The following is a 25314-nucleotide window of genomic DNA, read 5'->3' on the forward strand; positions in this document are numbered from 1 at the left end:
AAAAAAGACAAACCGCAGTATGGCGGTTTGTCTTTTTCTTTTATGCATCCAAATGTTCACCATTCGTCGCAATCACTTGTTTATACCAATCGAAACTTTTCTTTTTCTTTCTATCTAATGTACCGTTTCCTTCATTATCACGGTCAACATAAATGAAGCCGTAGCGTTTTTTCATTTCAGCCGTTGATGCGCTGACAAGGTCAATTGGGCCCCAGCTTGTATAACCGATCAGGTCAACTCCGTCTGCGATCGCTTCTCTCGCCTCTAGCAAATGGCTTCTGAGGTAATCAATTCGGTAATCGTCTTGAATGGATCCGTCTTCTTCTACTTGATCGACAGCACCCAATCCATTTTCTACGATAAACAATGGCTTTTGGTAGCGGTCATACAGCTGATTCAGTGTTGTACGAAGTCCTTTCGGATCAATTTGCCAGCCCCAATCACTTGCTTCTAGATAAGGGTTTTTCACACCTTCAAATAAGTTACCGCCAGTCACTTGTCCAAGAATCTCTGGATCTGTACTTGTCACAAAGCTCATATAATAGCTGAAGCCAATATAGTCCACTGTATGGTTTCTTAAAATATCTTCGTCCCCTTCTTGGAACTCGATGTTGATGTCATTTTCAAGGAAATAACGTTTCATGTAACCTGGGTAATAACCTCTTGCCTGTACATCTGAGAAGAATAATGTTTTACGGTCTTGCTCAATTGCAGCAAACATATCTTCTGGTCTTGAGCTGTACGGATAAGTTGTCATCGCTGCAATCATACAGCCGATTTTCGCATCAGGAATGATTTCGTGTCCTGCTTTGACAGCCAAAGCACTTGCAACAAATTGGTGATGCGCTGCTTGATATTGAATGCTTTTCTCGTCATCACCCTCTTCAAATACAAGTCCGCCGCCAGTGAAAGGCGCATGTAATACAACGTTGATTTCATTGAAGGTCATCCAATATTTTACTTTGTCTTTAAAGCGGGTGAACAATGTTTTCGCGTATGTTTCATAAAGATCCACAAGCTTACGGTTTCTCCATCCGCCGTAGTTTTTCACAAGTGCGAGAGGCATTTCATAGTGAGAGATGGTGACAACTGGCTCAATTCCATGCTTATGCAGTTCATCAAATACTTTTTCATAAAAAGCGAGGCCTGCTTCATTCGGTTCCGCATCGTCGCCATTTGGGAAAATACGCGGCCAAGAAATGGATAATCTGAAGCACTTGAATCCCATTTCTGCAAAGAGTGCAATATCTTCTTTATAGCGATGGTAGAAATCGATTGCATCATGATATAAGTTAAGGTCTTTCATTGATTCATCGAATGGGTGCATAATACCATTTGGTGATACATCAGCTGTCGATAAGCCTTTTCCATCTTGATTATATGCGCCTTCAACTTGGTTGGCTGCAACAGCGCCGCCCCATAAGAAACCTTTAGGAAATGTTTTTTCTAACTTGTTCATGTTGAATACCCTCCTCTTTTTCTTCTACACTGACTGTAAGCAGTGTCTCTTTCACTGTAATCGTTCCATCTGTTTTCGCATCAACTTGTGCAAAATCGTTTGTGTTGGTGACAATAACAGGTGTGGTGACATCATAGCCTTCTTGCTGAATGCCCTCGATATCAAAATCAATGAGTACATCTCCTGCTTGAATCAGATCACCTGACTGCACATGACTTGTAAAATACTTTCCGTCAAGTTTTACCGTGTCAATCCCCACATGAATGAGAAGTTCTGTACCTTGTTCACTCTTCAAACCAATGGCATGTTTTGTGTGGAAAATGGTTTCAACCTTGCCGTTGAAAGGTGCTACAACACGCCCAACTGTTGGTACAATGGCTGCACCTTTACCCATGATTTCATTAGAGAATGTTGCATCATTTACTTGATTGAGCGGCTTTAGTTGACCTTCAAGCGGGCTTTGTACCACTTCATTTTGAAGTGCTGCTGTGTCTTTCTTTTCTTCTGGTTTGTCTGCTTTTGTATCATCTTTCACTGGTACATCTTTGAATCCGAGAACAAGTGTCATGATCGTTGCTACGACAAAGGCGATTACTAAGCCGATGATTGAGTAGACAAATGTTGGTCCAATGAATGTTGGGAGACCTGGAAGGCCTGCTGATCCAGATATCACATATGATTTTACTTTAAAGATTGACATGAACACGCCGCCTGCTGCTGCACCAATAAGGGCTGCAAGGAACGGTTTTTTCAATCGCATGTTCACACCATACATAGCAGGTTCAGTAATACCCATTAAGGCTGTGATACTTGTAGACATCGCCAATGATTTAAATGTTTTGTTTTTTGATCTTAAGAAGACACCGAATGCTGCGCCTGCTTGTGCCATATTTGCTACAAACATCATTGGAAGAATGAAGTCAAAACCGTTTAACGTAATGTTGTTGATCATGATTGGAAGCAGTGCATAGTGCATGCCCGTAATGATCAATGGTGACATGAAGCCGCCGATCAAGAGTCCGGCCAAAATACCTGCATGTTTGAACAATAAATCAATTCCACCTGAAAGGCCACTTCCGATAATCCCGCCAAGCGGTCCAACCGCGATGAGCATAACTGGTACAACGACTAGAAGTGTGACTGTTGGAACAAGGATGATCTTTAATGATTTCGGACTATATTTTTCTGCGAATCTTTCAACATATGAACCAAGCCAGATGGTGAGCAGAATTGGAATCACCGATGAAGAGTACACAACGGCAACCACTGGCAAGCCTAGAAATTCTGTATTTCCCGCGCCCAGTAAAGCGGTTAACTGCGGGTGCAGTGCTGCTGCTGCAATGGCAGCCGCGATATACTGATTTGTGCCAATTTTTTTGGCTACGCTTACAGCAAGCAGAATCGGTAAGAAGTAAAAGGCTCCATCTCCAATGGCTGTTAAAATCGCATACGTACTGCTTTTATCTGATATCCACTGGAATGTGAGCATCAGTGCCAAAATCCCTTTGATCATACCGGCCCCAGCGATGGCTGGAAGAATCGGTGTGAAGACACCAGAGATAAAATCGAAAAGCTTTGATATCACATTTTGCTTTGACGCTTCTTCTGTACCGCCTGACTTTACATCAGATGATAGACCTGAGTCAGCAATCATCGCTTGATAGACATTTGAGACATCATTGCCGATAATGACATGATATTGGCCTCCGCTTTGATTCACGCCCATGACGCCATCTGTTGATTGCAGCTTCTCTTTATCTGCCTTGCTTTCATCGTATAAGTTGAAGCGAAGTCTTGTCATACAATGCGTAACTTGCTTAACATTCTTTTCACCGCCGACAAGTTCTAGCACTTCTTTTGCTGTTTGTTTGTGGTTCATTGTATTACCCTCCAATCGTTGATTTCATCTTGATATAGAAAAAACCTAAACATCCATTAATGTCCGAGAAATAGCGATTCAGACATTAATCGATATTTAGGTTTTGCCTGCTTAACCAGTAACAATCCTTCATAGCGATTGATCGTTATTTAATTTTTATAAGTCTTTAGATATAAAAAAACCTAAATCACGCCTTATCATAGATAGGGACAATGATTTAGGTTTTGCCTGCTTGACCAGTAACAATCCTAAAAGATTGTGGTTATTTAGTTTATAGTTATAAATTATCATGTTAATTTTGTGATGTCAACGCTTTCTTTTTGAATTTATTTTCTTTTTATTACTCTGTCTATATGCAAAGTTAAATATAGCATTTCATCTTCTATGAGACTTCGGTTGTATTCTTTTTGAACATAATCGTTAATTTTTTCTGCGCACTGAAAAGCTGCGGTGTTTTTCTCTTTTACCACTTCATACAGAAACTCGTTTTGATTTTCCATCTGTGTTTCGTTAAACAGACGCTGACCAAAAAACTTCAAATGCGTAACAAAACGGAAATAATTTAATGATTCCTCGTCCAAATCAATTTGAAAGTGATACTTAACGATGTTTAAAATGTCTTGAATGAGTTTGGTGATTTGAATAACGTTTGGCATTTCTTCATTGAGCTCTGCATTGACAATATGCATGGCAATAAAGCCGGCTTCATCCTCAGGAAGATGGATGCTCAGCTTGTCCTCAATGATCCGAATAGCTTCTAAACCGCATCTGAACTCATCTTTATACAGCCGTTTGATTTCCCAGAGCAAGGCATTTTTGATGTCCATTCCTTTTTGATGACGTTCAATGGCAAAGGTGATATGATCCGTCAGCGTCACATAGATGCTGTCATTTAAATTTTTGTTAAGGGTTGTTCTCGCATGCTCAATAATCGCCTCACACACTTGCATATACTCGATTGGAATATCATAAAGCAGGGTTTTGAATTTTTCTGATATATCTTTATTTTGAATAGAAAATACTTTTTCGATTCGTTCTTCGTCAATCGGGTCTCCGCTTTTCTTTTGAAACGCGATCCCTCTGCCCATAATGACCAGCTCATGCTGCTCGTCATCATATGCACTGACAACATTATTATTGATTACTTTAGAAATGATCAATTGATACCCCCCAGTACATTCCGCTTTTTCGAGCATTTTATCGTTGATTCATATGTCATGTTATTATTATTTTCAAAAAAGAGGACTTTAAGATGATTTTACATTTTTTTTTGATACGGTCAACTAGAAAGAATGACATATTACCTCTCAAAAATGACGAAATAGGGGCAAAAAAGTCTAAAAAAATACACAAAAACACTCTAAAAAGAGTGTTTAAAGTGTGTATTTTACAAAATCAAGAGCAGTCCCAATTATAGACGACATTCTCGAAATTTTTTCGTTTAAGATCTTCTGGTTTGATAAAAAAGTTGGCGATTCCGCAATCTCCCCACATCAGATCTACTTCATCATCTGAGTCAATTTGCAATAACAGAACGGTATGTTCTTGATCTACATAGGTACGCGGGTCTTCTTGTGTAAACCCTGGATACCCGCCCAATTTGTGACCAAAGCCACTCGCTGTTTCATAGAATTCATCCAGCAGGGCATCTGCTTCATCGCCATTAACACCATCTGCATCTTCGAATAGGTCCCAGCTGTTCTTTCCTGTGACTTTTTCAAAGCGGAAATCTCCTACACTGATCGTTTCGCTTGATAATTCACCTGTAATCGCGCCTTCCTTCGTCACAGGAAAATAAAAATCATCTGGAATTTTCACAAAAGAAAAATCAGTCATTAACTCTTCTTCTGCCAAGAAAGGTTCCTCAATAAATTTGATGCGAAAATCTTTTTGCTCTGTTTTATGGTCAATATTCATCCCATAAAGATCATCATGCACAGAAATAAAAACTTGCATAAGTCCTGTTTCTGGATAATCCTTCAGCTTGGGCAGCTGGCCGAAATTAATTTGTGCCAAAAGTTTCATAGGATGTCCTTCTCCGTCAACTGGATATTCGTCGTTTTTGGGAAAATAAGGATCACCAGCTATTTTGCTGTCGTATGGTCCTGTTTTTCCTTGTTTCATCTGTAATTGAATCATTGGTTTTTCCGTTTCATCTAACAACGGACGGTAGGGTGCAAGTATTTCTTTCAGCTTCGCTGATTGTGTCACGATGATCTTCCTCCTTATGAATAGGTCTAATGACAAAACTAGTCTCTCTTTTTCTATCATACAGAAGTGTATCCTGCCTGTCAGCGATAAAACGGTCATAATCCTAACAAGTTTCTCACCTTGAAATGATAAAAAAACCTCCGATTCAGCTGGAGGTTTTGTCGTTCTTTTATTTCACTTGATAGTTTACTAAGTCGTTTGCTAATGCTTTCATCGTTTCGTTTGTTTCGTGAAGACCTTCAATAATTTTTGTGAAAGTGCCTACTAGCTCTGCCTGATGCTCAGAGGAAGCGACAATTTGCGCAATTTCTTCTTCCATTCCTTTGATCGATCCCTGCACATCTTTTAGGGCTGTTTCAATATCAGTCGTCGCTTGTTTCGCGTGAGTTGACAGCTTTCTCACTTCTGTTGCGACCACTCCAAAACCTGCTCCTGCTTCCCCTACTCTTGCAGCTTCTATTGATGCGTTGAGTCCAAGTAAGTTCGTTTGATCAGAGATACCTTTGATGAGATTGGACACTTGATTGATTTTAGAGGAATTTTCGACAGTGGTTTTCGTATTTTGTAGAATTTGTTCACTTGTCGCTTGTAGTTCCTCTGAATGTGCGGCAACCTGCTGTACCATTGCGACTAGTTTTTCGGAAGCTTCGTTGCTCTCCGTCATGATGTGATCTAATCGTTGTTGATTCGTTTGGTCATATGCCACACAGAAGGCAGCAGCCACTTGACCTGATTCATCAGAAATTGGAACGGCTACGATATCCATTGGAATCCCGTATACTTCTTTTGGAATTTGAATAAACGATGGTTCTCTCCCATTTTTCAACATCGCAAAGTTTTGGAATCCAGCATCTAGTGCATCACCAGCTTTAAATCCTAAATCAATATTCCCATGCTGCTGATAATAAAGAACCTTCTCTTTCCCTAAAACAGAAAAGGTTAGCTGCTCTCTCATAGCAAGTCCAATGATTGGTAAAGCGTCTATTATGTTATCAATTCTCTGTGACATTCGCTTACGTTCATCCTCTCTATTTCTCAGTACACCTTCTTTATCGGTTCGTTATATGATCTATTACAGCCTGTAATGTGCACTAATATCAATCAAATGACCTAAGACATATAAAAAGCCCACATTCTATCAAGAGAATGTGGGTGTTTTTTAAACAAAGTAAATGCACATGAAGACACTGATACCGATGAGAAAAAGATACATATAGTCAATCCATGAGGTGCTGATGTTATGATAATACGTTCGCTCTTTCGTCCCTATGAAGCCCCTGGCTTCCATCGCAATCGCTAAGCGCTCTGATTTTCGTACACCTTGTGTAAAAAGGGGCAAAGCATAACGCATAAAGGCTTTCCAGCTGTTTTTTTGTTTGTAGCCTCTGATTTTATGTGCAGCTTTCATTTGTTTTAATTCACTTTGAAATAACGGAATAAACCGGAAGCCGGCAAGCATGCCATACGCCCATTTTGGGGACAATCGGCATTGGTGAATCAGACTCATCATAAATGCCGTCAAATCTGTTGTGGACGTAAAAAGGAGACCAAATGTCACAAATCCAAGCATTCTAAAAGCGATGGTGAGCCCATTTCTTAAACTCTCCTCTGTGATATGAAACCACGCCCACTTCCAAACGGTATGATCCCCCTTGCCGAAGGCCGCCATCATCCAGAACACGAGAATAAAAAAGAGCAGATAAGGGACAAGCCTTGTAACGAGATACTTCATATTCCATCCACCTAAAACAACTCCAATGCCAAGAGCAAACAGCCAAATGATAAAGGTTGTTTTAGGGTCAGAAATCGCCATAAGACAGCCCATCGCAAGCAGATGAGCGAGTAATTTCATGACTGGATTCACAGTAGAAAGAAAGGAATGATTACTTTGCAATCGTCAGCACGTCCTTTCTTTCTGCCACATAGCGATAATGCAAAGGAGCTCTTAGCCGATATGTATCAACAAGTTCCTGATTTGAAAATAAATCATAAGGAGTGCCATCATACACATGCTTCCCTTGATGAAACAGAAGCACTTGATCGGCACACTCATCGACAAGCTCCATATCATGTGTGACCATCACAATGGTAGTGCCTTGGCGCTGACGCTCTTTTAAACGCCTCATTAATTCCTTCGCCGTTTTTTCATCCTGCCCGAAAGTCGGTTCATCTAACAGCAATACATCTTGATCAAAGAGGAGCATCGTGGCAACACTCAATCTTCTTTTTTGCCCTAAACTTAAGGTGAAGGGATGTGCTTTTGCATGCTTCTCTAAACCGAACTCTTCCAGCAGCTGAACCGTTTTTTCTTGTACGACAGATTCTGGCCAGTTTCGCTGTCTGCCGCCAAAGGCAATTTCATCGAATACTGTGTCTTGTATAAATTGAAGCTCCGGATTTTGAAACACAAAGCCTGCTTTTTCATATAGTTCTCGGTCTGACCACTTTTTTAGGAGTGTATCTTTTAAGAAAATGTGGCCTTTTTTCGTTGGCTCTAAACGAACCAAATGTTTGAGAAGTGTGCTTTTTCCACTTCCATTTTCCCCAATGATCGCCACCCAATCCCCTGATTTGATATCAAGCTGAAGGTTACTTATAATCCTTTTTTTCCCGTAGCTTAATTGCAGATTTTCTGTACGAATCATTGTCTTTCGTTCGATTGATGGCACTTTTTCACGCTGCTCTTTTCGTGCTTTAAAGGTTTGCATAAAAGTTTGACTCAGTGGATGAAATGGATCTTGAATGATCGTGGACCATTTCTCGGGAAATAATTTAGGCCGCCAAATTCCTGCCTCTTTCATTTCTTCCACATATGCCGCGAGCACATCATTTGGAGCTCCATCTGCTAAAATGCTGCCTTGATCATCTAATAAAATCACCCGGTCCATCCATTCGATGACACCATCAAGCACATGCTCTACAAAAATCATGGTCTGATGCTGATCGGCTGCAAGCTGCTGCAGCAGTTGAAATATGTCCATTCTACCTGCCGGGTCAAGCTGTGCGGTCGGTTCATCAAAGAATAGGACATCCGGCTGTAATGCGAGTAGACAAGCAAGTGCCAATCGCTGCTTCATGCCGCCAGATAAAGTGTGTATCTCTGTATGCGGATCGACATTCAGTTGGACTTTTTGCATGAGCTGCTGAATGATGTCATCCATCTCTTCACGAGGGACGGAACGGTTCTCTAAGCTAAAAGCAATTTCTTCATTGACGCGGTGCATACAAAACTGAGAGTCTGGATCTTGAAACATGACGCCTGTATGTCTTTGCAGCACCACTTCACCCTGCATGTCTGCTTCCACATGCTCTGGAATGATTCCAGCCAGAACCGAAATGAGCGTAGATTTCCCGCTTCCGCTCGGTCCTAAAATAAGCACCTTTTCCCCTTTTTGAATCGTAAGGGAGATTTGATGCAAAACGGGCTTAGGCTGTTCATAAAAACGGACAGAGAGTTCATTGCACGCGAGAAATGAATTCATGCTGTTCACCTTTGTTTCGTTTTTCTTTCATGATGGCATATTGATTCAGTACACCTGTTTTGGATAGTGCGTCCACCACCACTTTCGCAAGGCAGCCGCCAAGTATCATTCCACTAATGATTTGAGTCACAAGCGTCATAAGTAAAACTTGAGGCGTGTAATATCCAAAGCCATTTGCCACGAGACTGTAAGACATCGCTCCGATAGCGGCAAAGGCACCAGAGAGCATCAGTGTCCACATGCGATACCGTTTATAACCAAAAAGAGCAAAGGCGATTTCTGCCCCAAGCCCTTGGCATACACCAATCAGCAGAGCTGAAAGTCCAAAGTGGCTTCCTGTCAATAATTCCACAGCAGCGGCGGCTGTTTCCGCAATCAGAGCAGCTCCCGGCTTTTGAATGATATATGCAACGATTGGACTGGCAATGACCCATATTCCAAACATGATGTTGCCTCCTGCTGGGCCAACAAGTGCTGTAATCGGTAAGTATAGCGTGGACCATCCTAAATAGATCACACCGCATGCAACGGATAAAATCACCGCAAGAACGACTTCTTTCATCTTCCATGTCATGATGAATGCACCTCCAGTTGAACTGGCCACTCTTCAACAGTGAAGGCCATTTCCCAAAACTTGTACTCGAGCTGGCAGCTTAAGATAAAATGCTGTTTCATTTTTTCCTTTTCCTTCTCACTTGCTGCTTCCGCCAACTGATCGAGCCGCTTGCAAAGCTCACCTGTAACAGAATCGGTTAATCCTCCATAAAACGTGATCCACTCATAAAACGGATGTGACGGGTCCGGCTGCACATCTGTAAGCATTCGTTTCCCTATTTCCCAATATGTCCAAGGACATGGAAGCAGGACAGCGATGATTTCACCAAGCGTGCCTTCTTGCGCAACTTGCAGCATGTGATGAATATAGTGATGAGCACTCGGAGCCAAAGAAGCACCTTGGAGCTCATCATATGCTACTCCTGCCACTCGGCAAAGGTTTTGATGAGGGTGCGTCTCACTATCTAGTACAAACGCAATCTGCTGATGGAAAAACGCAATATCCTCTCTGTCTGTACATCTGCTGAGCGCTGCTGCATAAATTTTAATGAATGCTTGTAAGTATTCTGCATCTTGTTTGACGTAATGAATGATTTGTTCCTTTTCCAGCTTTCCTGCTGCCAGGCCTCTGACGAACGGATGCTGATAAATGGCTTCAAATAACGGTTCTGCTTCTTTCCTTAATTGCGTAGAAAATGTCATAAAAAAAGCCTCCTCTTCTTCAGTTGAATAAATGAAAAAGCCACCCCAAATGGAGCGGCCTTCTTATCAATTCAATCATGAATAAGACAAGGTCCAGCTCCACTTCCCTCCGCTAGTACGAACTAGATCAGGTTCAAAGGGTCCAAGATTTTCTCTTGTCTCAGTCATACATGACTCCCCTAGTGGACTTTTGTCATTTAATTATCTTTACTCTACACATGTGGCGATTTGATGTCAACCGCCTTTCTTAATTCAACGTTCTGATTGTTGGCAGCTTCTCGATCCCTGCAGCATAGTAGAAATTCAGCACACTGAAGAAATCAATCGGCTTTCCTGTTTTTAAATCTACAGCTAAAATATGATCACCGTAATTTGTCATATCATCAATATCTAAGCGTCTTGGTGTTGTCTTCCCGAGTGTATCAACAAAGGTATCATGGTAATATTGCCCGCTTGCATATGATGATTGATGGTACATAAACAATGTCTCAACATCTAAGTAAACGAGGATGGCTTCTGAGGAGCTCGCATAAGGAGCTGAGTATGACACAGGAGCCGAAATGTTTTTTACTTTCACACTTGAGATTGAATGAGTTCTTTGTTCGTATTTTCCATCATAAGAGAAATAAAAAACACGCTCCCATTCATAATTTGCTGTCTTTGTTTGCTTATTGTATACTTTTGTACCATTTGCAAATACATCACCGTTTGCATACTCAGCTACAAAATATTGCAAGGTGGACGAAAGAGATACAGCCCCCGTGAAATTGGGCGGGTTTTTTGCATTTACTTGTATCGTGTAGGAATCTCCAAATTCTCCGGCGCTTGTAATACCGAATGCATAATCACCTGCTGGTAAGTTGGTCAATCCAAGCAGGCTGCCTGCCGGTTGAATCAAATCTGTCGGGTAGGCTTGTCCTGTTTCATAATCAACAACAAATAATTGAACAAAATAATCAGGGTTTGAAGAGGTAATCCGGCTGATGAGTGCCTGAGGTGAAGATGTGCTTAAAAACCATAAATCAACTGGGTCGTCCTCTGTTAAGACAGCCGATTGATTAATAGCTAGTCCATCAATGGAGCGAACGGCAGACGTGCGCATTTTGCCTTCTTTAGCAGCTTTTCGTTTGATACTGATTCCTTTCTTCTTATTCACTTTAAATGATTTTTTCACTTGCTTCTGTTGAATAGCGGTTCCTTCATCCTGCTTTTCAAACGATTCTTGCACTTGCTGAATCGCTTTTTCCGTCAGTGGTGATATTTTCCCTTCTGATTTCGGTGCTTCTTCTGCTTTTAATGCTGGTGACAACAAACCTGTTGCGACGAGTAAAACAGATAGTAAAGCTGCGGTGATTTTGACATAAAATGCTCTCACAGGAACATCCCCTTTTTCCTCATTTGGGTTTTTTACCCTGTGATTATTTTACCATTATTCTAATTACTGTTTTGGTCTTTTTTGGGACATTTTTATAACAAAAAAACCAGCCGCATGAGTCACGACTGGTTTTTGATCGTTTTATGCAATAGTTTTGACAAACAAGCGTGCTGTTTCTGCACTTGATCCCGGGTTTTGTCCAGTGATGATTTGTCCGTCAACGACAGCAAATGGCGCAAAGGCGTCTCCTTTTTCAAACGCTGCCCCCTGCTCACGAAGTTTTGTTTCCAATAAAAATGGAACTTTTGATGTCAGCTGCACGGCTTCCTCTTCTTCGTTTGTGAAGCCTGTGATTTTTTTGCCTTCGATAAATGATTTGCCATTATGGTCCTTCACATCAACGAATGCTGAAACGCCATGACAAACGGCTCCGATCGCACCATTTTTATCTGAAACTGCTAAGATCGCATCCGCTACCAGTTGATTAGACGCAAAGTCGATCATAGGGCCGTGCCCTCCAGCAAAGAAAATTCCGTCATAATCAGCGGGATTCACATCTGTAAGCGCCTTTGTGTCTTGAAGTAATTCATATACATCTTGATATTGCGTTGGGACACCTTCAGGAATTGAATTTTTGTCAATTGGTACAGTGCCACCTTGAATAGAGACAATTTGTACTTCTAGTTCATTTTCTTTAAAAATATGAAATGGCTCTGCCAACTCTTCTAGCCATAAGCCTGTTGGATGTCCATTCATTTCTGGGCTGCTTGTCGATACTAATAACACTTTCTTACTCATCTTGATCATCCTTTCGATTTATCCTGTGGTTATTTTATATTTTGCACAATTAAATATCAAGCAATATGACTTTAGGCCAGCTCATTATGTTATACCCGATTTTCTAAAAAATATGGTATGACTCGAAATCTAATCAATATGTCACATTCTATTGGTAGGGAATTTCATGTAAAATTGTCATTGAGTGATATAATATGAGGAAAGATTGACAGATCTCTCGTCACATGAGGGGATTTTTAAAGGAGTGGAAAAGAGATGAAAACCTATTCGATTGTGATGATCATCATCACGCTCTGTATTATATTGGCCGTCTTTTTGATGAACCTAACGGGGGTCATGTACGGAAAAATCATTTTGGCCGTTGCCGTTGCCCTTTGTCTGACATCCATTATTCGTTTGATGGGTCTTCGAAAAAGATAAAAGCCGCCCTCACCAGGGGCGGCTTTATTTAAGATTAGATCGCCAGCATCAGTGCAATGAGTGCAAGCAGTGCTGGTACTCCTTGTTTGATGATAATTGATTTATTGGATGTTACACCGCCAAATACTGCTGCGATGATCACACAAAGAATGAAAAACAGCTGAATCATATATCCAACGGTATTCGATCCAAGAATGAGCCCCCAAATGAGTCCTGCAGCTAAAAACCCGTTATAAAGCCCCTGATTGGCAAACATTACTTTGACATTTGGATCTTTTTGCAAGTGTTCTGGCAGCTTAAAAGACCGCTTCGCCATCTTTGATTCCATAAAAAACATTTCTAATAACATGATGACAATGTGTTCTAATGCGACAATTCCTACTAAAATCATTGCTAAAATATTCAATTTAGTTAATTCCTTTCTGATAGACGGTCACGAATCTCTATTTTGTCCGTGTATAAATCAAAGTCTTGTATTAATTCTAGTGCTTCTGTAAAGCGACTTTGTGGAATGTCTTTCATTTTTCTCACGCCGAATTCCTTTTTAATAAAAGCCATGATGGTATTGATATGAAGCTTACCGTGGCCATCATACTCCAAATGGCTGCAAAAAGTCTGCATCGTCCCTCGAATCACCTTTAATTGCTTGGCAGTGACACAACTCATTGGTAACGCTCATCCTTTCCTTTGTTTTAACAGCTAAAAAGAATCTTGGTTGAAAGAAAAACCTTCCAGTGTCTATTATATAATGGTTTCATTCGGATATCAAAATAAAAAAGAACAGACATTCGATTTAAAAAACAATCGTGCCCTCACAATCCTTTTCTCACATATCAAAAAGCCGGATTCAATGGTAGAATCCGGCTTTCTATTTAGTTACTTTTCGAAATTAACACCTTTCCAACAGAACGATCCTTACTTTGTCCAACGACTTTAAAGGATAACCCATATGTCGGTACATCGCGTCCTGCATCTGGGTTGTTTGGATTCACATAGTTCTTTTTATCACTAAATGTACGAGCCGGTCGAATGTAGCGATCTTGCAAAGTTAAGCCCGTTGTTGCTGTATAATCTATATTCAGCTTCGTACTTGGATTCAAAGAGAATGCTGCATCATGTACTTGGAACCCTGTGGCGGCAATGGAACCGTCACTCCATTTTAATACTTGCTGATCTGCATCTACTACGCCAAGGAAGCCGTTCCCCGGATGTTTTCCTACCCAGTTATCACTGTATGATTGATCGACATACCAAACGACCAACCCGTTATTGTAGCTCATCAGACTTGCCCCGCGTTTAATATGCTTTAAGCCTTTATCGACATCAGCATAAGAGCGCCACTCTAGTAAATAGTATTGTGCTGCATATTGTTTTCCATTAGATTTTGAGAATCCATTAAAGGTAAAAGTAGACGTGCCCTCGGCATCATCTGACCATACTTTCGCTCCATCTGCCGTGATGTTCAGGTCATCTACGAATAAGCCTGGAAGTGAATAGCCTGCATCAGTTGTGTAACGGAATTGCAGGTCGATTTTCTTCCCTGCATAAGCAGACAGGTCAAAGGCTGCATCTACCCAGCCGTCTGATTTTCCGTCGATGCCATTGCCTTCGTTTGCACCTGCTTCATTTCGATCATTCGTGATGTTACCCGCGATGGTCTTCCATTGATCAGTCCCTGTTTCACGCACTTCGACATACGCATAATCATAATCTTCTTCAATATCGTACCATGCTTTAAATGTCAGCTCTGCTTTGCTTCCTTTTGACAAATCAATACCTGTTGTCGTCATGGTTGCATTCAAATTGTCACCCGTTCCGCTGAAGTACGAATATTTCCCTTGAGCAGGTGTCGTGACGACAATCTCTTTATCTGGTAAATCGACTCGAACGGCATCATGGTTCGTTCCTTTTGTTGCTGCTTCATCAATTAATACTGTTTTGCTTTTCTTTAATGTTTTACCATCGATGGTTTGTCCAGAAAGCCAGTTGCCCCCATGCAGATTTTGAAGCATTTCTTTCGCATATGGGCTAAAGCCTGTTGGTTCCGTACCAGGAACTTTACCTGCCCAGCTTCCGCTTGACATGATCGACCAGTAAGAAACGGGCTCTCCTCTGCCTGTGTACTGTGTATCGTACTCGTCAGGAAGACCAAGATCATGTCCGAATTCATGTGTGAACACACCTGCTGCGCCATCTTCAGGCTCGATGGTGTAATCCAACGCGCCTAATTTCCCGCCTTGACCAACTTCAGATTCAGTATCCTTAATTTCAAATACATCACCAAGTGACCAGCGGTGTGACCAAATCGCATCAGCGCCAAGTTGTCCGCCGCCTGCTTCTTCACCTACGCCGGCGTGAACGACCATCAGATGGTCAATGATGCCGTCTGGCTCGTTATAAACCCCGTCGCCATCAATATCATAGCGATCCCATTGATCATACTCGCTGAGATCAATATTCGGATCTTTTGCTGCAGCTTCGAGTGCTTCTTTCACCAATTCGCGCGGCCTGCCGTCACTGCCTGAATCGTCAGGTACGTTCCCGCCGTAATAAGCTGCTTCATGCTTCGCTGTATACCATCCTGCAACTGTTCCACTAACTGTGTAACTGCCGCCAGACTGCTTTTCATAATATTGCTTCATGGATACTTTCCGTTTCCCATCTGGACCGATGTAGCCATTTTTTCCGAAAAGCATATCTTGATAGTGCTGTTGATCGTACTTGTCATAGTACATATCAGTCTCTTCTTTTTTGATACTATTATGCTTATAATCTTTAAAATCTACTAATAAAACCAATACTTTATCATTGCGGACGTCACCTTTATACTTTTCCTTTTTGACCGGTTTTACTTGATTGCCTTCTTTTCCTTTATGCTTCTTTAATTTTTTCTTTTTGGCAAGTTTGTTATGTACCTCTTGTTTGTATTCTTTCAGGAATTCAGGCTCTTCTGTTAAGGTGCTGGCACTTTGTTTCATTGCTGATTCTTCTTTTTTCTTTAGATAGTTCTTTAATGCTTTTTGGGTTTCTGCCTCATTGGCATTCTTTTTGATCTTTCCTTGTTTTTTCAAGGCTTTGATAAGACGGTCTTCATTCACGACACTTGAGTCAAATGGAATACCTGAATAATGACCGCCATCTGAGGATGTTGATTTTTCTGTGGTGTGGGCAGATAGAGGGGTGCTGAAAGCTGTCAATGTGCCTAAACTTAGGACAGCGGTTAGTGCAATTTTCGTCCATTTCCCTTTTTTCATATTGGTTCCTCCCTATTTTGGTAATAAATAATATCTAATTCTAGCATATTCCAATATAGTTAAGTCGAAAAACATTTTATTTTCAGAAATTTTGTGGAAAATGCACAATACGTGAATGAAATGGGTGGAACCATATGTCGAAAATAAAAGAACCCTAGGCGATAACCGCCTAGGGTGTTTGTTGTTTTTCTATGAAAGCTGCTGGCCTTGAAAGGCAACCACGTCAAGTGGAGCGGCTAAGAATTCTTTTGCCTTCGCTACGAAAGCCTGGAAATGAGCACTTGCATTATGGCTCTGAACCGCAGCGTCATCTTTCCACACTTCTACCATTAAAAATGTATTTTCCTTTTCTGTATCCTTGAACAGCTTGTAGGAAACATTGCCTTCTTCAGCCTGTGAAGCTTTCATTAATTCGTTGATTTCTTCTAAAAATACGTTTTCTTTTTCTGGATGAATGGTCATCCCTGCATGAATAATGATCATGTGATCGTCTCCCTTTTTTAAAAATTATTTCCACTCTGTGATACGGTCGATCGGTAAACGGTAAGATGCATAACCTTCGTCAGCCGCTTTCCCAATGGACAGAAGCATGACTGGTACATAACGTTCTTTATCCCATCCAAATGTTTCAGCGATGACTTCTTTATCATATCCGCCAATTGGATTTGTATCATAACCGTGTGCACGTGCAGCAAGCATAAGCTGCATAGACACAAGTCCACCGTCAATTAAGATTGTTTCACGATTCACTTGTTCTGGAAGAGCTTCAAAATGTGCAGTTAATGCAGCAATTTGTCTTTCTTTCACTTCTTGCGGCATGTAGCCATTTTCTACTGCTTTTGAATAAATTTCTTCTAAGTATTCATTGTTTTTCATATCTGCAAAAACTGCAATGACAGCTGCTGATGTTGACACTTGAGTTTGGTTGAATTTTGCAAGTGGTGCAAGCTTTTCTTTTCCTTCTGGGCTGTCAATCACCATGAAGCGCCAAGGTTGTGCATTTACTGATGATGGTGCAGTTGTTGCTTCTTCTAAAATCTCTGTCATTTCTTCTTTGCTGATTTTCACAGATGGATCATAGTTACGAATAGAGCGGCGCCCTTTCATAATTTCCATAAAATCGTTTGTTTTTAATGTTGTAGCCATGTGTAACACTCCTTTAGGTTGTTTGAATCTTTTCGATGTTTTGTTGTATACGGATGAGCACATCAGTGAGAAGCCTTCGTTCTTCTTCACTTACGTTTTCAAGCATTTCTGAGATAAATCGTTCTTTTTCTATTTTAGAAGCTTCGATTCTCGTTCTGCCTTCTTCTGTTAAGCGGACAAGTGTGACTCGATTATCTTCTGGTTTTCTTCTGCGTGTGACCATTCCTTTTGTTTCCAGCTGTTTTAAATGACGCGTCACAGCTGCACTATCAATATTTACTTTTTTCTGCAAATCTGATTGGCTGATTTCATCGGCTTGGAATAACAGCGATAGCAACTCAAGTCTTGATTGGCTGATGCCCGTACATGCTTCGAACTTCACGCCCATCATACGGTTCACGCACTGCAAACGATATAATATCTCTGCCTCTTCAGAGCAAAATGCAGTCAATGCCATCCCCTCTTTTCTATTCAGAAATCAATTACTTGATATATCAATCATTGACTCGTCAATTAATATACACCCATTGTTTGATGATTGCAAGAGGTTTGTTTCATAAAGTGAATTTTTTTATTTCAATAGAAAAAGACGAGCCTAAAATGACCATAAAAAAAGACAAAAGCCGAATCGCTTTTGTCCTTTTTCTTTATTCAGTAATGACCGTGTGGATCAATGTTGGTGCATCGGCATGATCAGCAATGCGGATGTTGTCATAAATTTTCTCCATGACATTTGCAACATCTTCACGATTCGCATGCAGAGTCACAAGTGAATCTCCTTTTTCAACACGATCTCCCACTTTTTTGTTCAGCATGATGCCGACAGATAGGTCGATATCGTCCTCTTTTGTTGCGCGTCCTGCTCCAAGGATCATCGCTGCAACACCAATTTCATCCGCGACGATTTCAGCTACGACACCTGATTCTTTGGCAGGTACTTCAATTTTGTAAGGTGCTTGCGGCAGTTTTTCAGGCTGATCCACAATTGAGCTGTCTCCACCTTGGTTTTCTAAGAATTCTTTGAATTTCTCAAGTGCTTTTCCGTTTTTCATCACTTCAATCAGCTTTTCTCTTGCTTCATCAAGTGTGTCTGCTTTTTTCGCAAGAACGACCATTTGACTTCCTAATGTGAGCACAAGCTCGTTTAAGTCTTCAGGACCTTCGCCTCGGAGTGTGTCAATCGCTTCTTTCACTTCAAGGGAATTCCCAATCGCTAATCCTAGCGGCTGAGACATATCAGAGATGACCGCCATTGTTTGTCTGCCTACGTTGTTACCGATGCGAACCATGGCTTTTGCAAGCTTTTCTGAGTCTTCTGGTGTTTTCATGAAAGCACCTGCGCCTGTTTTCACATCAAGTACAATCGCATCTGCACCAGCAGCGATTTTCTTACTCATAATGGAGCTTGCAATAAGCGGAATTGAGTTAACAGTTCCTGTCACATCACGAAGAGCATACAGCTTTTTATCAGCTGGTGTCAGGTTGCCTGATTGCCCAATGACCGCTACTTTATGACGGTTCACGAGCTCGATGAATTCGTCTTTTGTAATTTCTACGTGGAAGCCTTTCACCGCTTCAAGCTTGTCCACTGTACCGCCTGTATGCCCAAGGCCGCGCCCAGACATTTTCGCAACAGGTACATCTAGTGCTGCAACAAGAGGGGCGAGTACAAGCGTTGTTGTATCGCCTACTCCGCCTGTTGAGTGCTTGTCTACTTTAATACCGTCAATGGCAGACAGGTCAATTGTATCTCCTGAGTTCGCCATAGCGAGTGTTAAGTCTGCACGTTCTTGATCCGTCATATCTTGGAAGAAAATTGCCATAGCCAAGGCACTTGCTTGGTAGTCAGGAATTGTTCCATCCGTATAACCTTTGACAAAGAAAGAAATTTCCTCTGAAGATAATTCTTTTCCGTCACGTTTTTTCGCAATGATATCTACCATTCTCATTGTTTTCACCATTCCTTTTTTTAAATTAGAAAATTAAACCGACTACACCTGCTGTTAAGAAGCTGACAAGAGTTGCACCGAATAACAGCTTTAATCCAAATCGTGCGACGACGTTCCCTTGCTTTTCGTTTAAGCCTTTGACTGCTCCAGCAATGATACCGATAGAAGAGAAGTTCGCAAATGATACAAGGAATACAGAAATTATCGCTTCTGTACGAGCAGTGAAATGGAAAGCATCACCGGATAGAATTTGCATTGCCACAAATTCGTTAGATACCATTTTGGTCGCCATAATGCTTCCTGCTTGTACCGCTTCGCTCCAAGGAACACCAACAATGAACGCAAATGGAGCAAAGACATATCCAAGTACATCTTGGAAAGAAACACCGATGGCAGCTGTAAAGATACCGTTAATCATCGCAATTAATGCAACGAATCCAATCAACATTGCAGCAACAACAATCGCTACTTTGAAACCATCCATAATGTATTCGCCAAGCATTTCGAAGAAGGATTGTCTTTCTTCCTCAACGACTTCAAGCATGTCTTCGTCCTTAGATACTTCATATGGATTGATGATCGATGCGATAATAAATCCACCAAATAGGTTCAGCACAAGTGCTGTAACCACGTACTCTGGCTTAATCATTTGCATGTACGCACCAACAATCGACATCGATACCGTCGACATTGCAGATGCACATAATGTATAAAGACGTTGCTGAGGTAATAATCCAAGCTGTTTCTTAATAGAAATAAAGACTTCTGATTGACCTAAAATCGCAGACGCTACTGCGTTGTAAGATTCTAGTTTCCCCATACCGTTTACTTTACTAAGCAAATATCCGATTCCGCGTACGATAAGCGGAAGAATACGCCAATGCTGCAGGATACCGATTAACGCCGAGATAAAGACGATCGGCAGTAAAACATTGATGAAGAAAGTGGACGCATTATCATTCATTAACCCGCCAAATACGAAGTTGATTCCTTCACCGGCATAGCCTAGAAGCATTTGGAATCCTTTTGCAAAACCTCCGACTAGGAAGTTTCCAACACCTGTATTGAGCAGAATATAACCTAAAATAAATTGCAGTACAATCATGACAATTACTGGACGGAATTTCACTCGTTTTTTCCCATTACTAGCCAGCCATGCAATGGCGAGAATCACTAGCAAACCGATGATACCAATCACGTATTTCATGTTTTTCCTCCTTGAATGAATTCGTTTACATTAATGCGCTTGTATAGAACAAACCCTATTTTGTAAACAAAACGCGGAAGAAATTCCCAGAAGTGAGATCCTTCCGCATATGACTTTTTCATCATTTATGAGTCATGAATGTTATCCTACCATAGGATCGTATGAATTAATAGTCTTTCGAAGGAGCTGATTGATCCCCTTTGATAATGGAAACGCCTGCACTAGCGCCAATACGGGTAGCACCTGCTGCTGTCATTGCCTCAACGTCTTCTTTTGTTCTCACGCCGCCTGATGCTTTCACACCGATGTCAGGTCCTACTGTTTTACGCATTAATGCGATGTCCTCAGCAGTCGCACCGCCTGTACTAAATCCAGTTGATGTTTTCACAAAATCAGCGCCCGCTTTCACTGAAAGCTCACAAGCTTTGACTTTCTCTTCATCAGTAAGTAAACATGTTTCAATAATGACTTTCACTAATGCTTTGCTTTTTGCTGCGTCTACAACTGCACGAATATCTTGTTCAACCACATCATATTCGCCGTCTTTCAATGCCGCAACATTGATGACCATGTCCACTTCTGTAGCACCGTTTTCAATGGCATCCTTTGTTTCGAATGCTTTTACCGCTGTTGTGTTTGCGCCTAACGGGAAACCGATGACTGTACATACATCTACACCTGTTCCTGCTAGTTCTTTCGACGCTAGAGATACCCAAGTTGGGTTTACGCAAACAGATGCAAACTGATGAGTCTTTGCTTCTTCAAGTAACTGCATAATTGCAGCTCTAGTTGTATCTGGTTTTAGTGCTGTATGATCAATGAGCTTTGCTATCGTCATGCTTCACACTTCCTTTTAATTATGATACTTTCATCATATATGACGAGTGAACAATTGTAAACATGGTTATGAAATTTTGTTCATCTATTTTGTGACATTTAAAAGAGACCTCGCTGTGTGCTGATCGATGATCAATACATTCGCATATTTTCCTCTTAGTGCGCCGTGTATAGAAGCCACTTTTCGATGACCGCCAGCGACAAGAATGGATCGTTCTTTTGTCCTTAAATCATCTAACTCCACGCCAATTGTGCGATTGTTAATGGCTTCACTGCAAATGCGTCCATCTTGATCATAAAAGCGCGAGCAAATATCTCCGACACTGGATTGCTTGAGGAGCGCTTTTTCTTCTTCACGGAAATAACCTAGTCTAAACAAAAGTGCTTCATCTCTTACCGTTCCAACAGTAAACACAGCGATATTCGCCTGCTTGCCCATTTCAATAATTCGCTGAATATGTCTGTCCTGCTCAACCATCTCTTTGACGGCAGCACTATCAAATACTACAGGAAGCGGCAAATAGCGCGGTGCTGTTTGAAAGGCCTCAGCAAACAGCTGGATGGTTTCCGCAGAATATGTATTCACATGAGAGTGGCTGATTCCGCCCTTGAGCTGGACAACCTCTACACCTTTTACCTGTTTAGGTTGCATCTTTTGTGCAATTTGATACATAGTCGTTCCCCAGCTCACGCCAACGATATCGCCGTCTTTCACCGTCTCTTGCAAGTAATCTGCACCAAATCGGCTCAAATAATCGGTGATGGTTGGATAGTCGTCCTTTGGCGAAAACACCACATGAGCTTCGAGCAGGTCATATTTTTCCTTGAGCAATGAAGAAAGCTCATTTAAATCCTCAAACGGATCCATCACCGTAATCTGGACGTACCCCTTCTCTTTCGCATATTGAAGCAGACGAGATACAGTCGGTCTCGACAGGTCGAGCTGTTTGGCAATTTCCTGCTGGCTGTAATCAGACAAATAGTAAAGCCTTGCCGCTTCAATACTCAGCTGTTGTTTCTCTCGATCCATTCATACGCCCCCTTTTTCTTCTATCATAACAAATTGTTCACCTCATCATGCACAAATGTTCATTTGAAGAAAATCGTATAAGCGGCATGAAAGGTCTCATTCTTTTCTAATGTTTGAATACCAAACTTCTCTTTATACTGCCCATTCGTCCCTTCCATATCGGCGATGCCATACCACGGCTCAATACAAACAAAAGGAGCCATCGTTCCTTTTTCTTGATCAAAAGGTGACCAAATGCCAACGAAAGGAAAGCCAGTGAGATCGACCTCAACTCCGTGACCTGCCCCTGAAGTCAATGACACTCGATTGATATGGCTAAAAATCATCGCATCATGCTGAAAAAGCTCTGGCCGAAGCTGGATCGGCTCAAGCTCAATACCTTTTTCTTTCTCTCTGACAAGTGAATTCCGCAGTTCATATTGCACAGGGAGATGATCAGTGGAAGGTGTCAATGTGAGTGAATAATCTGCTGTTTGATCGCCTTCAACAAGAGGAATGCGAAATGCTGGGTGCCCTCCAATAGAGAAATACATCGTATCCTCTCCGTCATGATCAATTTCCCAGGAAATCGTCAGTCCATTTTCCGATAGTTCATAACGAATTCGCGCTGTAAATTCATACGGGTATTGCTTCACATGCCGGCCTCTTGATTCATATTGAAAGGTCACCGTATGCTTCGTTTCTTCATATAAATCAAAATTGACATCACGTAAAAATCCGTGCTGCGTGAGCTCAAAGGTTTGATCGTCCATCTTGTATTGATCATTCATTAATCGCCCAACAATCGGAAACAAGACAGGCGACACCCTGCCCCAATAAGCTGGATCACCAGACCACATATAGTGACGCCCGCTTTCCTTGTCAAGCACCTCCCTGACCTCCGCTCCCTTTTCATGAATCTGAACCAATAACTGATCATTTTCGATCGTTCTCATTCAACACATCCCCTTTCCTTCTTCATTTATTATGACAGGGATTTTGGTTTTGAGTATCAAATTCGACATCTCTTAACCCATCAATTAAAAAAATTTTAAAAAAGATAGAAATTCGCCAACAAAATGTAATGCTGATTCGTCTAATCTTATATAAAATAAAAGAATCGTTGCTCTTTTGAATGAACAACAAAAAGATGCGTTTGACATTGATGGGGGATTCATTTTCATGAACAGCAAGGAAAATCGTTTTCGTTATATTTTAGGATTAGATGGACTAAGAGCCGTTGCTGTATTGGCAGTCATTGCTTATCACTTACATATCGGACCCGCAAGCGGCGGGTTTCTTGGCGTTGATTTATTTTTTGTCATTTCTGGTTACTTGATTACAACGATCTTGTTACATAAGCAGGATTTAGGCTATCAAGAGCTTTTGCCATTTTGGATGGGACGGATCAGGAGGCTTCTTCCAGCCGCTTACATCATGATTTTTATAACCGTCAGCTGGTGCGCGATTGCTGGATCAAATGCATTATTGTCCATTCGTGGCGATGCCATATCGTCCTTTTTTTATGTCAGTAACTGGTGGTACATTTTTCACCAGCTTTCATATTTTGATAGCTTCAATGCCCTATCTCCACTGAAAAATTTGTGGTCTCTGGCAATAGAAGAGCAATTTTATATCATTTGGCCGGTACTGTTGATTGCAGGGCTGAAATGGGTAAAAAACAGATCCCATCTGCCTATGATCACCTTTGGCCTAGCGCTTGTCTCCGCCTTATGGATGGCGATTCTTTACTCACCAGATACCGATCCAAGCAGGGTTTATTATGGGACAGATACTCGTGCATTTGCGCTTCTGATTGGGTGCAGTCTGGCATTTGTATGGCCTATGCAAAGACTATCCAGCAAAAAATTACTTCCTGTTGGCAGACGTATTTTACATATTGCCGGTTTCGGTTCGTTTGCGATTTTCCTTTTTTGTGTTTATGCAGTGGACGATTTCGATGCCTTTCTCTATCAGGGCGGCATGCTTTTATTCTGTCTGAATGCGGCCATCTTAATTGGGTGCGTCTGCCACCCTGCAAGTCTTATAGGGAAATGGCTGTCCTTTCAGCCGCTCGTCTGGCTTGGTAAGCGGTCTTATGGTATTTACCTGTGGCATTATCCCATTATCGTACTGACCACACCGGTCATTGAAATTGGACAGCCTTCCATAGCGCGTGTCACATTGCAGCTCATCGCCATTTTACTAGTTGCTGAGGCTTCCTATCGCTTCATCGAACAGCCGATCCGCCAGCATGGCTTCAGACAATATTTTTCCTCTTGGTCTATTTGGAAAAAAGGAATCAAACAGTGGTCTACATCTAATAAGGTGTTCCTTGGGATCACCGCAGCTCTTTTGATCTTATTTATCATTGGCATGTCTAACTCGTCCACTTCCTCCCCACATGTGAAGGAAGTGACGCAAATTAAGACAGCACCGAAAAAAACAGCCGAACCATCGGAATCAAAAGCGAAGAAAAAGAAAGAAAAGCACGAGAAAAAAGCAGCTGATCAAAAACAATTTCACCAAGTTCTTGCCATTGGTGATTCTGTCATGCTAGACATTGCGCCGAATCTCGAAAAAGCATATAAACAAATCACCATCGATGGGAAAGTTGGCAGACAAATGAACGAAGCCGTCAGCATTGCCCCTCAATACAAATCATTTAATCAATCTGATGCCGCTGTTATCATTGAACTCGGCACAAATGGTTATTTTACTGAGGACACGCTGAAAGCATTCATTCAAAACTTTTCTAAGGCACATATTTTCCTAGTGAATACGAGGGTTCCAAGGTCATGGGAAAATGATGTGAATGCGGTCATTCAGCGAGTGGCTGATCAAGATCAAAATGTCACCTTGGTCGATTGGCATTCAGCCGCTACTGGACAGCCATCCTATTTTCAGTCCGATGGTGTCCATCTTTCAAAAAAAGGTTCTGACACACTGACACAGCTCATCACAGCAAGCATTAAGAAAAAAGGGGATGTGTCAACGTCATCATAAAAAGACTAGCAGAATGCTAGTCTTT

23 protein-coding genes, 1 pseudogene and 1 riboswitch are annotated in these 25314 nt (G+C 41.4%); of the genes and pseudogenes, 2 read left to right on the forward strand and 22 right to left on the reverse strand.

Features of this window, described 5'->3' with window-relative positions:
* Positions 1 to 40: 40 nt before the first annotated feature.
* The 11 genes from NSS65_RS18645 to NSS65_RS18695 form a co-directional block, all read right to left on the reverse strand.
* Entirely contained in the window at positions 41 to 1459 is a 1419-nt protein-coding gene (locus NSS65_RS18645) for a glycoside hydrolase family 1 protein (protein WP_034281371.1), read from the reverse strand.
* The gene (locus tag NSS65_RS18650; RefSeq protein WP_101676604.1) at positions 1431 to 3338 is read right to left on the reverse strand and encodes a beta-glucoside-specific PTS transporter subunit IIABC; all 1908 of its coding nucleotides are present in this window, start codon (positions 3336 to 3338) and stop codon (positions 1431 to 1433) included. Before NSS65_RS18650 ends, NSS65_RS18645 begins: the two co-directional genes overlap by 29 nt.
* Before the next feature lie 326 nt (positions 3339 to 3664).
* Positions 3665 to 4498 carry a PRD domain-containing protein gene (locus NSS65_RS18655; RefSeq protein WP_034281373.1) on the reverse strand — a complete coding sequence of 278 codons (834 nt, stop codon included), beginning with the start codon at positions 4496 to 4498 and terminating at the stop codon, positions 3665 to 3667.
* A 235-nt stretch (positions 4499 to 4733) separates the two neighbouring features.
* Positions 4734 to 5549: a YwqG family protein gene (locus tag NSS65_RS18660; RefSeq protein ID WP_041118272.1), complete on the reverse strand. Its 816-nt coding sequence runs from the start codon at positions 5547 to 5549 to the stop codon at positions 4734 to 4736.
* A gap of 169 nt (positions 5550 to 5718) precedes the next feature.
* On the reverse strand, positions 5719 to 6558 hold the full coding sequence (locus NSS65_RS18665; RefSeq protein WP_326135200.1) for a methyl-accepting chemotaxis protein: 840 nt from the start codon (positions 6556 to 6558) through the stop codon (positions 5719 to 5721).
* Positions 6559 to 6708: 150 nt separating this feature from the next.
* Entirely contained in the window at positions 6709 to 7443 is a 735-nt protein-coding gene (locus NSS65_RS18670; RefSeq protein WP_120207977.1) for an energy-coupling factor transporter transmembrane component T, read from the reverse strand.
* Positions 7433 to 9031 (reverse strand): energy-coupling factor transporter ATPase, encoded by a 1599-nt coding sequence (locus NSS65_RS18675; protein ID WP_326135199.1) that lies wholly within the window; start codon positions 9029 to 9031, stop codon positions 7433 to 7435. Before NSS65_RS18675 ends, NSS65_RS18670 begins: the two co-directional genes overlap by 11 nt.
* Positions 9006 to 9605 (reverse strand): ECF transporter S component, encoded by a 600-nt coding sequence (locus NSS65_RS18680; protein WP_061110279.1) that lies wholly within the window; start codon positions 9603 to 9605, stop codon positions 9006 to 9008. The genes NSS65_RS18675 and NSS65_RS18680 overlap by 26 nt, the downstream gene beginning before the upstream one ends.
* Positions 9602 to 10288 (reverse strand): thiaminase II, encoded by a 687-nt coding sequence (tenA, locus tag NSS65_RS18685; RefSeq protein ID WP_025093767.1) that lies wholly within the window; start codon positions 10286 to 10288, stop codon positions 9602 to 9604. The genes NSS65_RS18680 and tenA overlap by 4 nt, the downstream gene beginning before the upstream one ends.
* Before the next feature lie 87 nt (positions 10289 to 10375).
* A riboswitch (TPP riboswitch) is annotated at positions 10376 to 10479 on the reverse strand.
* Between the two features lie 56 nt (positions 10480 to 10535).
* Positions 10536 to 11663, reverse strand: a complete 1128-nt coding sequence (locus NSS65_RS18690) for a hypothetical protein (RefSeq protein ID WP_326135198.1) — start codon at positions 11661 to 11663, stop codon at positions 10536 to 10538.
* A 141-nt stretch (positions 11664 to 11804) separates the two neighbouring features.
* Entirely contained in the window at positions 11805 to 12461 is a 657-nt protein-coding gene (locus tag NSS65_RS18695; protein WP_326135197.1) for a type 1 glutamine amidotransferase domain-containing protein, read from the reverse strand.
* Positions 12462 to 12716: 255 nt separating this feature from the next.
* On the opposite strand from NSS65_RS18695, the gene NSS65_RS18700 reads away from it, so the two are divergent.
* Positions 12717 to 12881 carry a hypothetical protein gene (locus NSS65_RS18700; RefSeq protein WP_003214630.1) on the forward strand — a complete coding sequence of 55 codons (165 nt, stop codon included), beginning with the start codon at positions 12717 to 12719 and terminating at the stop codon, positions 12879 to 12881.
* A 34-nt stretch (positions 12882 to 12915) separates the two neighbouring features.
* On the opposite strand, the gene NSS65_RS18705 is transcribed toward NSS65_RS18700, so the two are convergent.
* The 11 genes and pseudogenes from NSS65_RS18705 to NSS65_RS18755 all read right to left on the reverse strand — a co-directional run bounded on the left by NSS65_RS18705 (position 12916) and on the right by NSS65_RS18755 (position 23239).
* The gene (locus NSS65_RS18705) at positions 12916 to 13287 is read right to left on the reverse strand and encodes a DUF1304 domain-containing protein (RefSeq protein ID WP_034281380.1); all 372 of its coding nucleotides are present in this window, start codon (positions 13285 to 13287) and stop codon (positions 12916 to 12918) included.
* Between the two features lie 5 nt (positions 13288 to 13292).
* Positions 13293 to 13547, reverse strand: a complete 255-nt coding sequence (locus NSS65_RS18710) for an ORF6C domain-containing protein (RefSeq protein ID WP_012011773.1) — start codon at positions 13545 to 13547, stop codon at positions 13293 to 13295.
* Between the two features lie 206 nt (positions 13548 to 13753).
* Entirely contained in the window at positions 13754 to 16135 is a 2382-nt protein-coding gene (locus NSS65_RS18715) for an immune inhibitor A domain-containing protein (RefSeq protein ID WP_144496460.1), read from the reverse strand.
* Positions 16136 to 16324: 189 nt separating this feature from the next.
* Entirely contained in the window at positions 16325 to 16618 is a 294-nt protein-coding gene (locus NSS65_RS18720; RefSeq protein WP_024423933.1) for a putative quinol monooxygenase, read from the reverse strand.
* Between the two features lie 24 nt (positions 16619 to 16642).
* On the reverse strand, positions 16643 to 17281 hold the full coding sequence (locus NSS65_RS18725; protein WP_041118286.1) for a nitroreductase family protein: 639 nt from the start codon (positions 17279 to 17281) through the stop codon (positions 16643 to 16645).
* Positions 17282 to 17294: 13 nt separating this feature from the next.
* Positions 17295 to 17779 (reverse strand): annotated as a pseudogene (locus NSS65_RS18730) (MarR family transcriptional regulator).
* A gap of 149 nt (positions 17780 to 17928) precedes the next feature.
* Positions 17929 to 19230, reverse strand: a complete 1302-nt coding sequence (locus tag NSS65_RS18735; protein WP_041087525.1) for a pyrimidine-nucleoside phosphorylase — start codon at positions 19228 to 19230, stop codon at positions 17929 to 17931.
* 25 nt (positions 19231 to 19255) lie between these two features.
* Positions 19256 to 20437, reverse strand: coding sequence for a NupC/NupG family nucleoside CNT transporter (locus NSS65_RS18740; RefSeq protein WP_144496461.1), 1182 nt, complete (start codon positions 20435 to 20437; stop codon positions 19256 to 19258).
* Positions 20438 to 20603: 166 nt separating this feature from the next.
* Complete coding sequence (deoC, locus tag NSS65_RS18745) at positions 20604 to 21275, reverse strand: deoxyribose-phosphate aldolase (protein ID WP_070326199.1); 672 nt, start codon at positions 21273 to 21275, stop codon at positions 20604 to 20606.
* Positions 21276 to 21359: 84 nt separating this feature from the next.
* Entirely contained in the window at positions 21360 to 22304 is a 945-nt protein-coding gene (locus NSS65_RS18750) for a sugar-binding transcriptional regulator (RefSeq protein WP_070326200.1), read from the reverse strand.
* Positions 22305 to 22363: 59 nt separating this feature from the next.
* Positions 22364 to 23239 carry an aldose 1-epimerase family protein gene (locus tag NSS65_RS18755; protein ID WP_070326201.1) on the reverse strand — a complete coding sequence of 292 codons (876 nt, stop codon included), beginning with the start codon at positions 23237 to 23239 and terminating at the stop codon, positions 22364 to 22366.
* 226 nt (positions 23240 to 23465) lie between these two features.
* On the opposite strand from NSS65_RS18755, the gene NSS65_RS18760 reads away from it, so the two are divergent.
* Entirely contained in the window at positions 23466 to 25289 is a 1824-nt protein-coding gene (locus tag NSS65_RS18760) for an acyltransferase family protein (protein WP_070326283.1), read from the forward strand.
* Positions 25290 to 25314: the final 25 nt, after the last annotated feature.

It is taken from the genome of Bacillus sp. FSL K6-1006 (genome assembly GCF_038593175.1).
Classification (GTDB): Bacteria; Bacillota; Bacilli; order Bacillales; family Bacillaceae; genus Bacillus; species Bacillus safensis.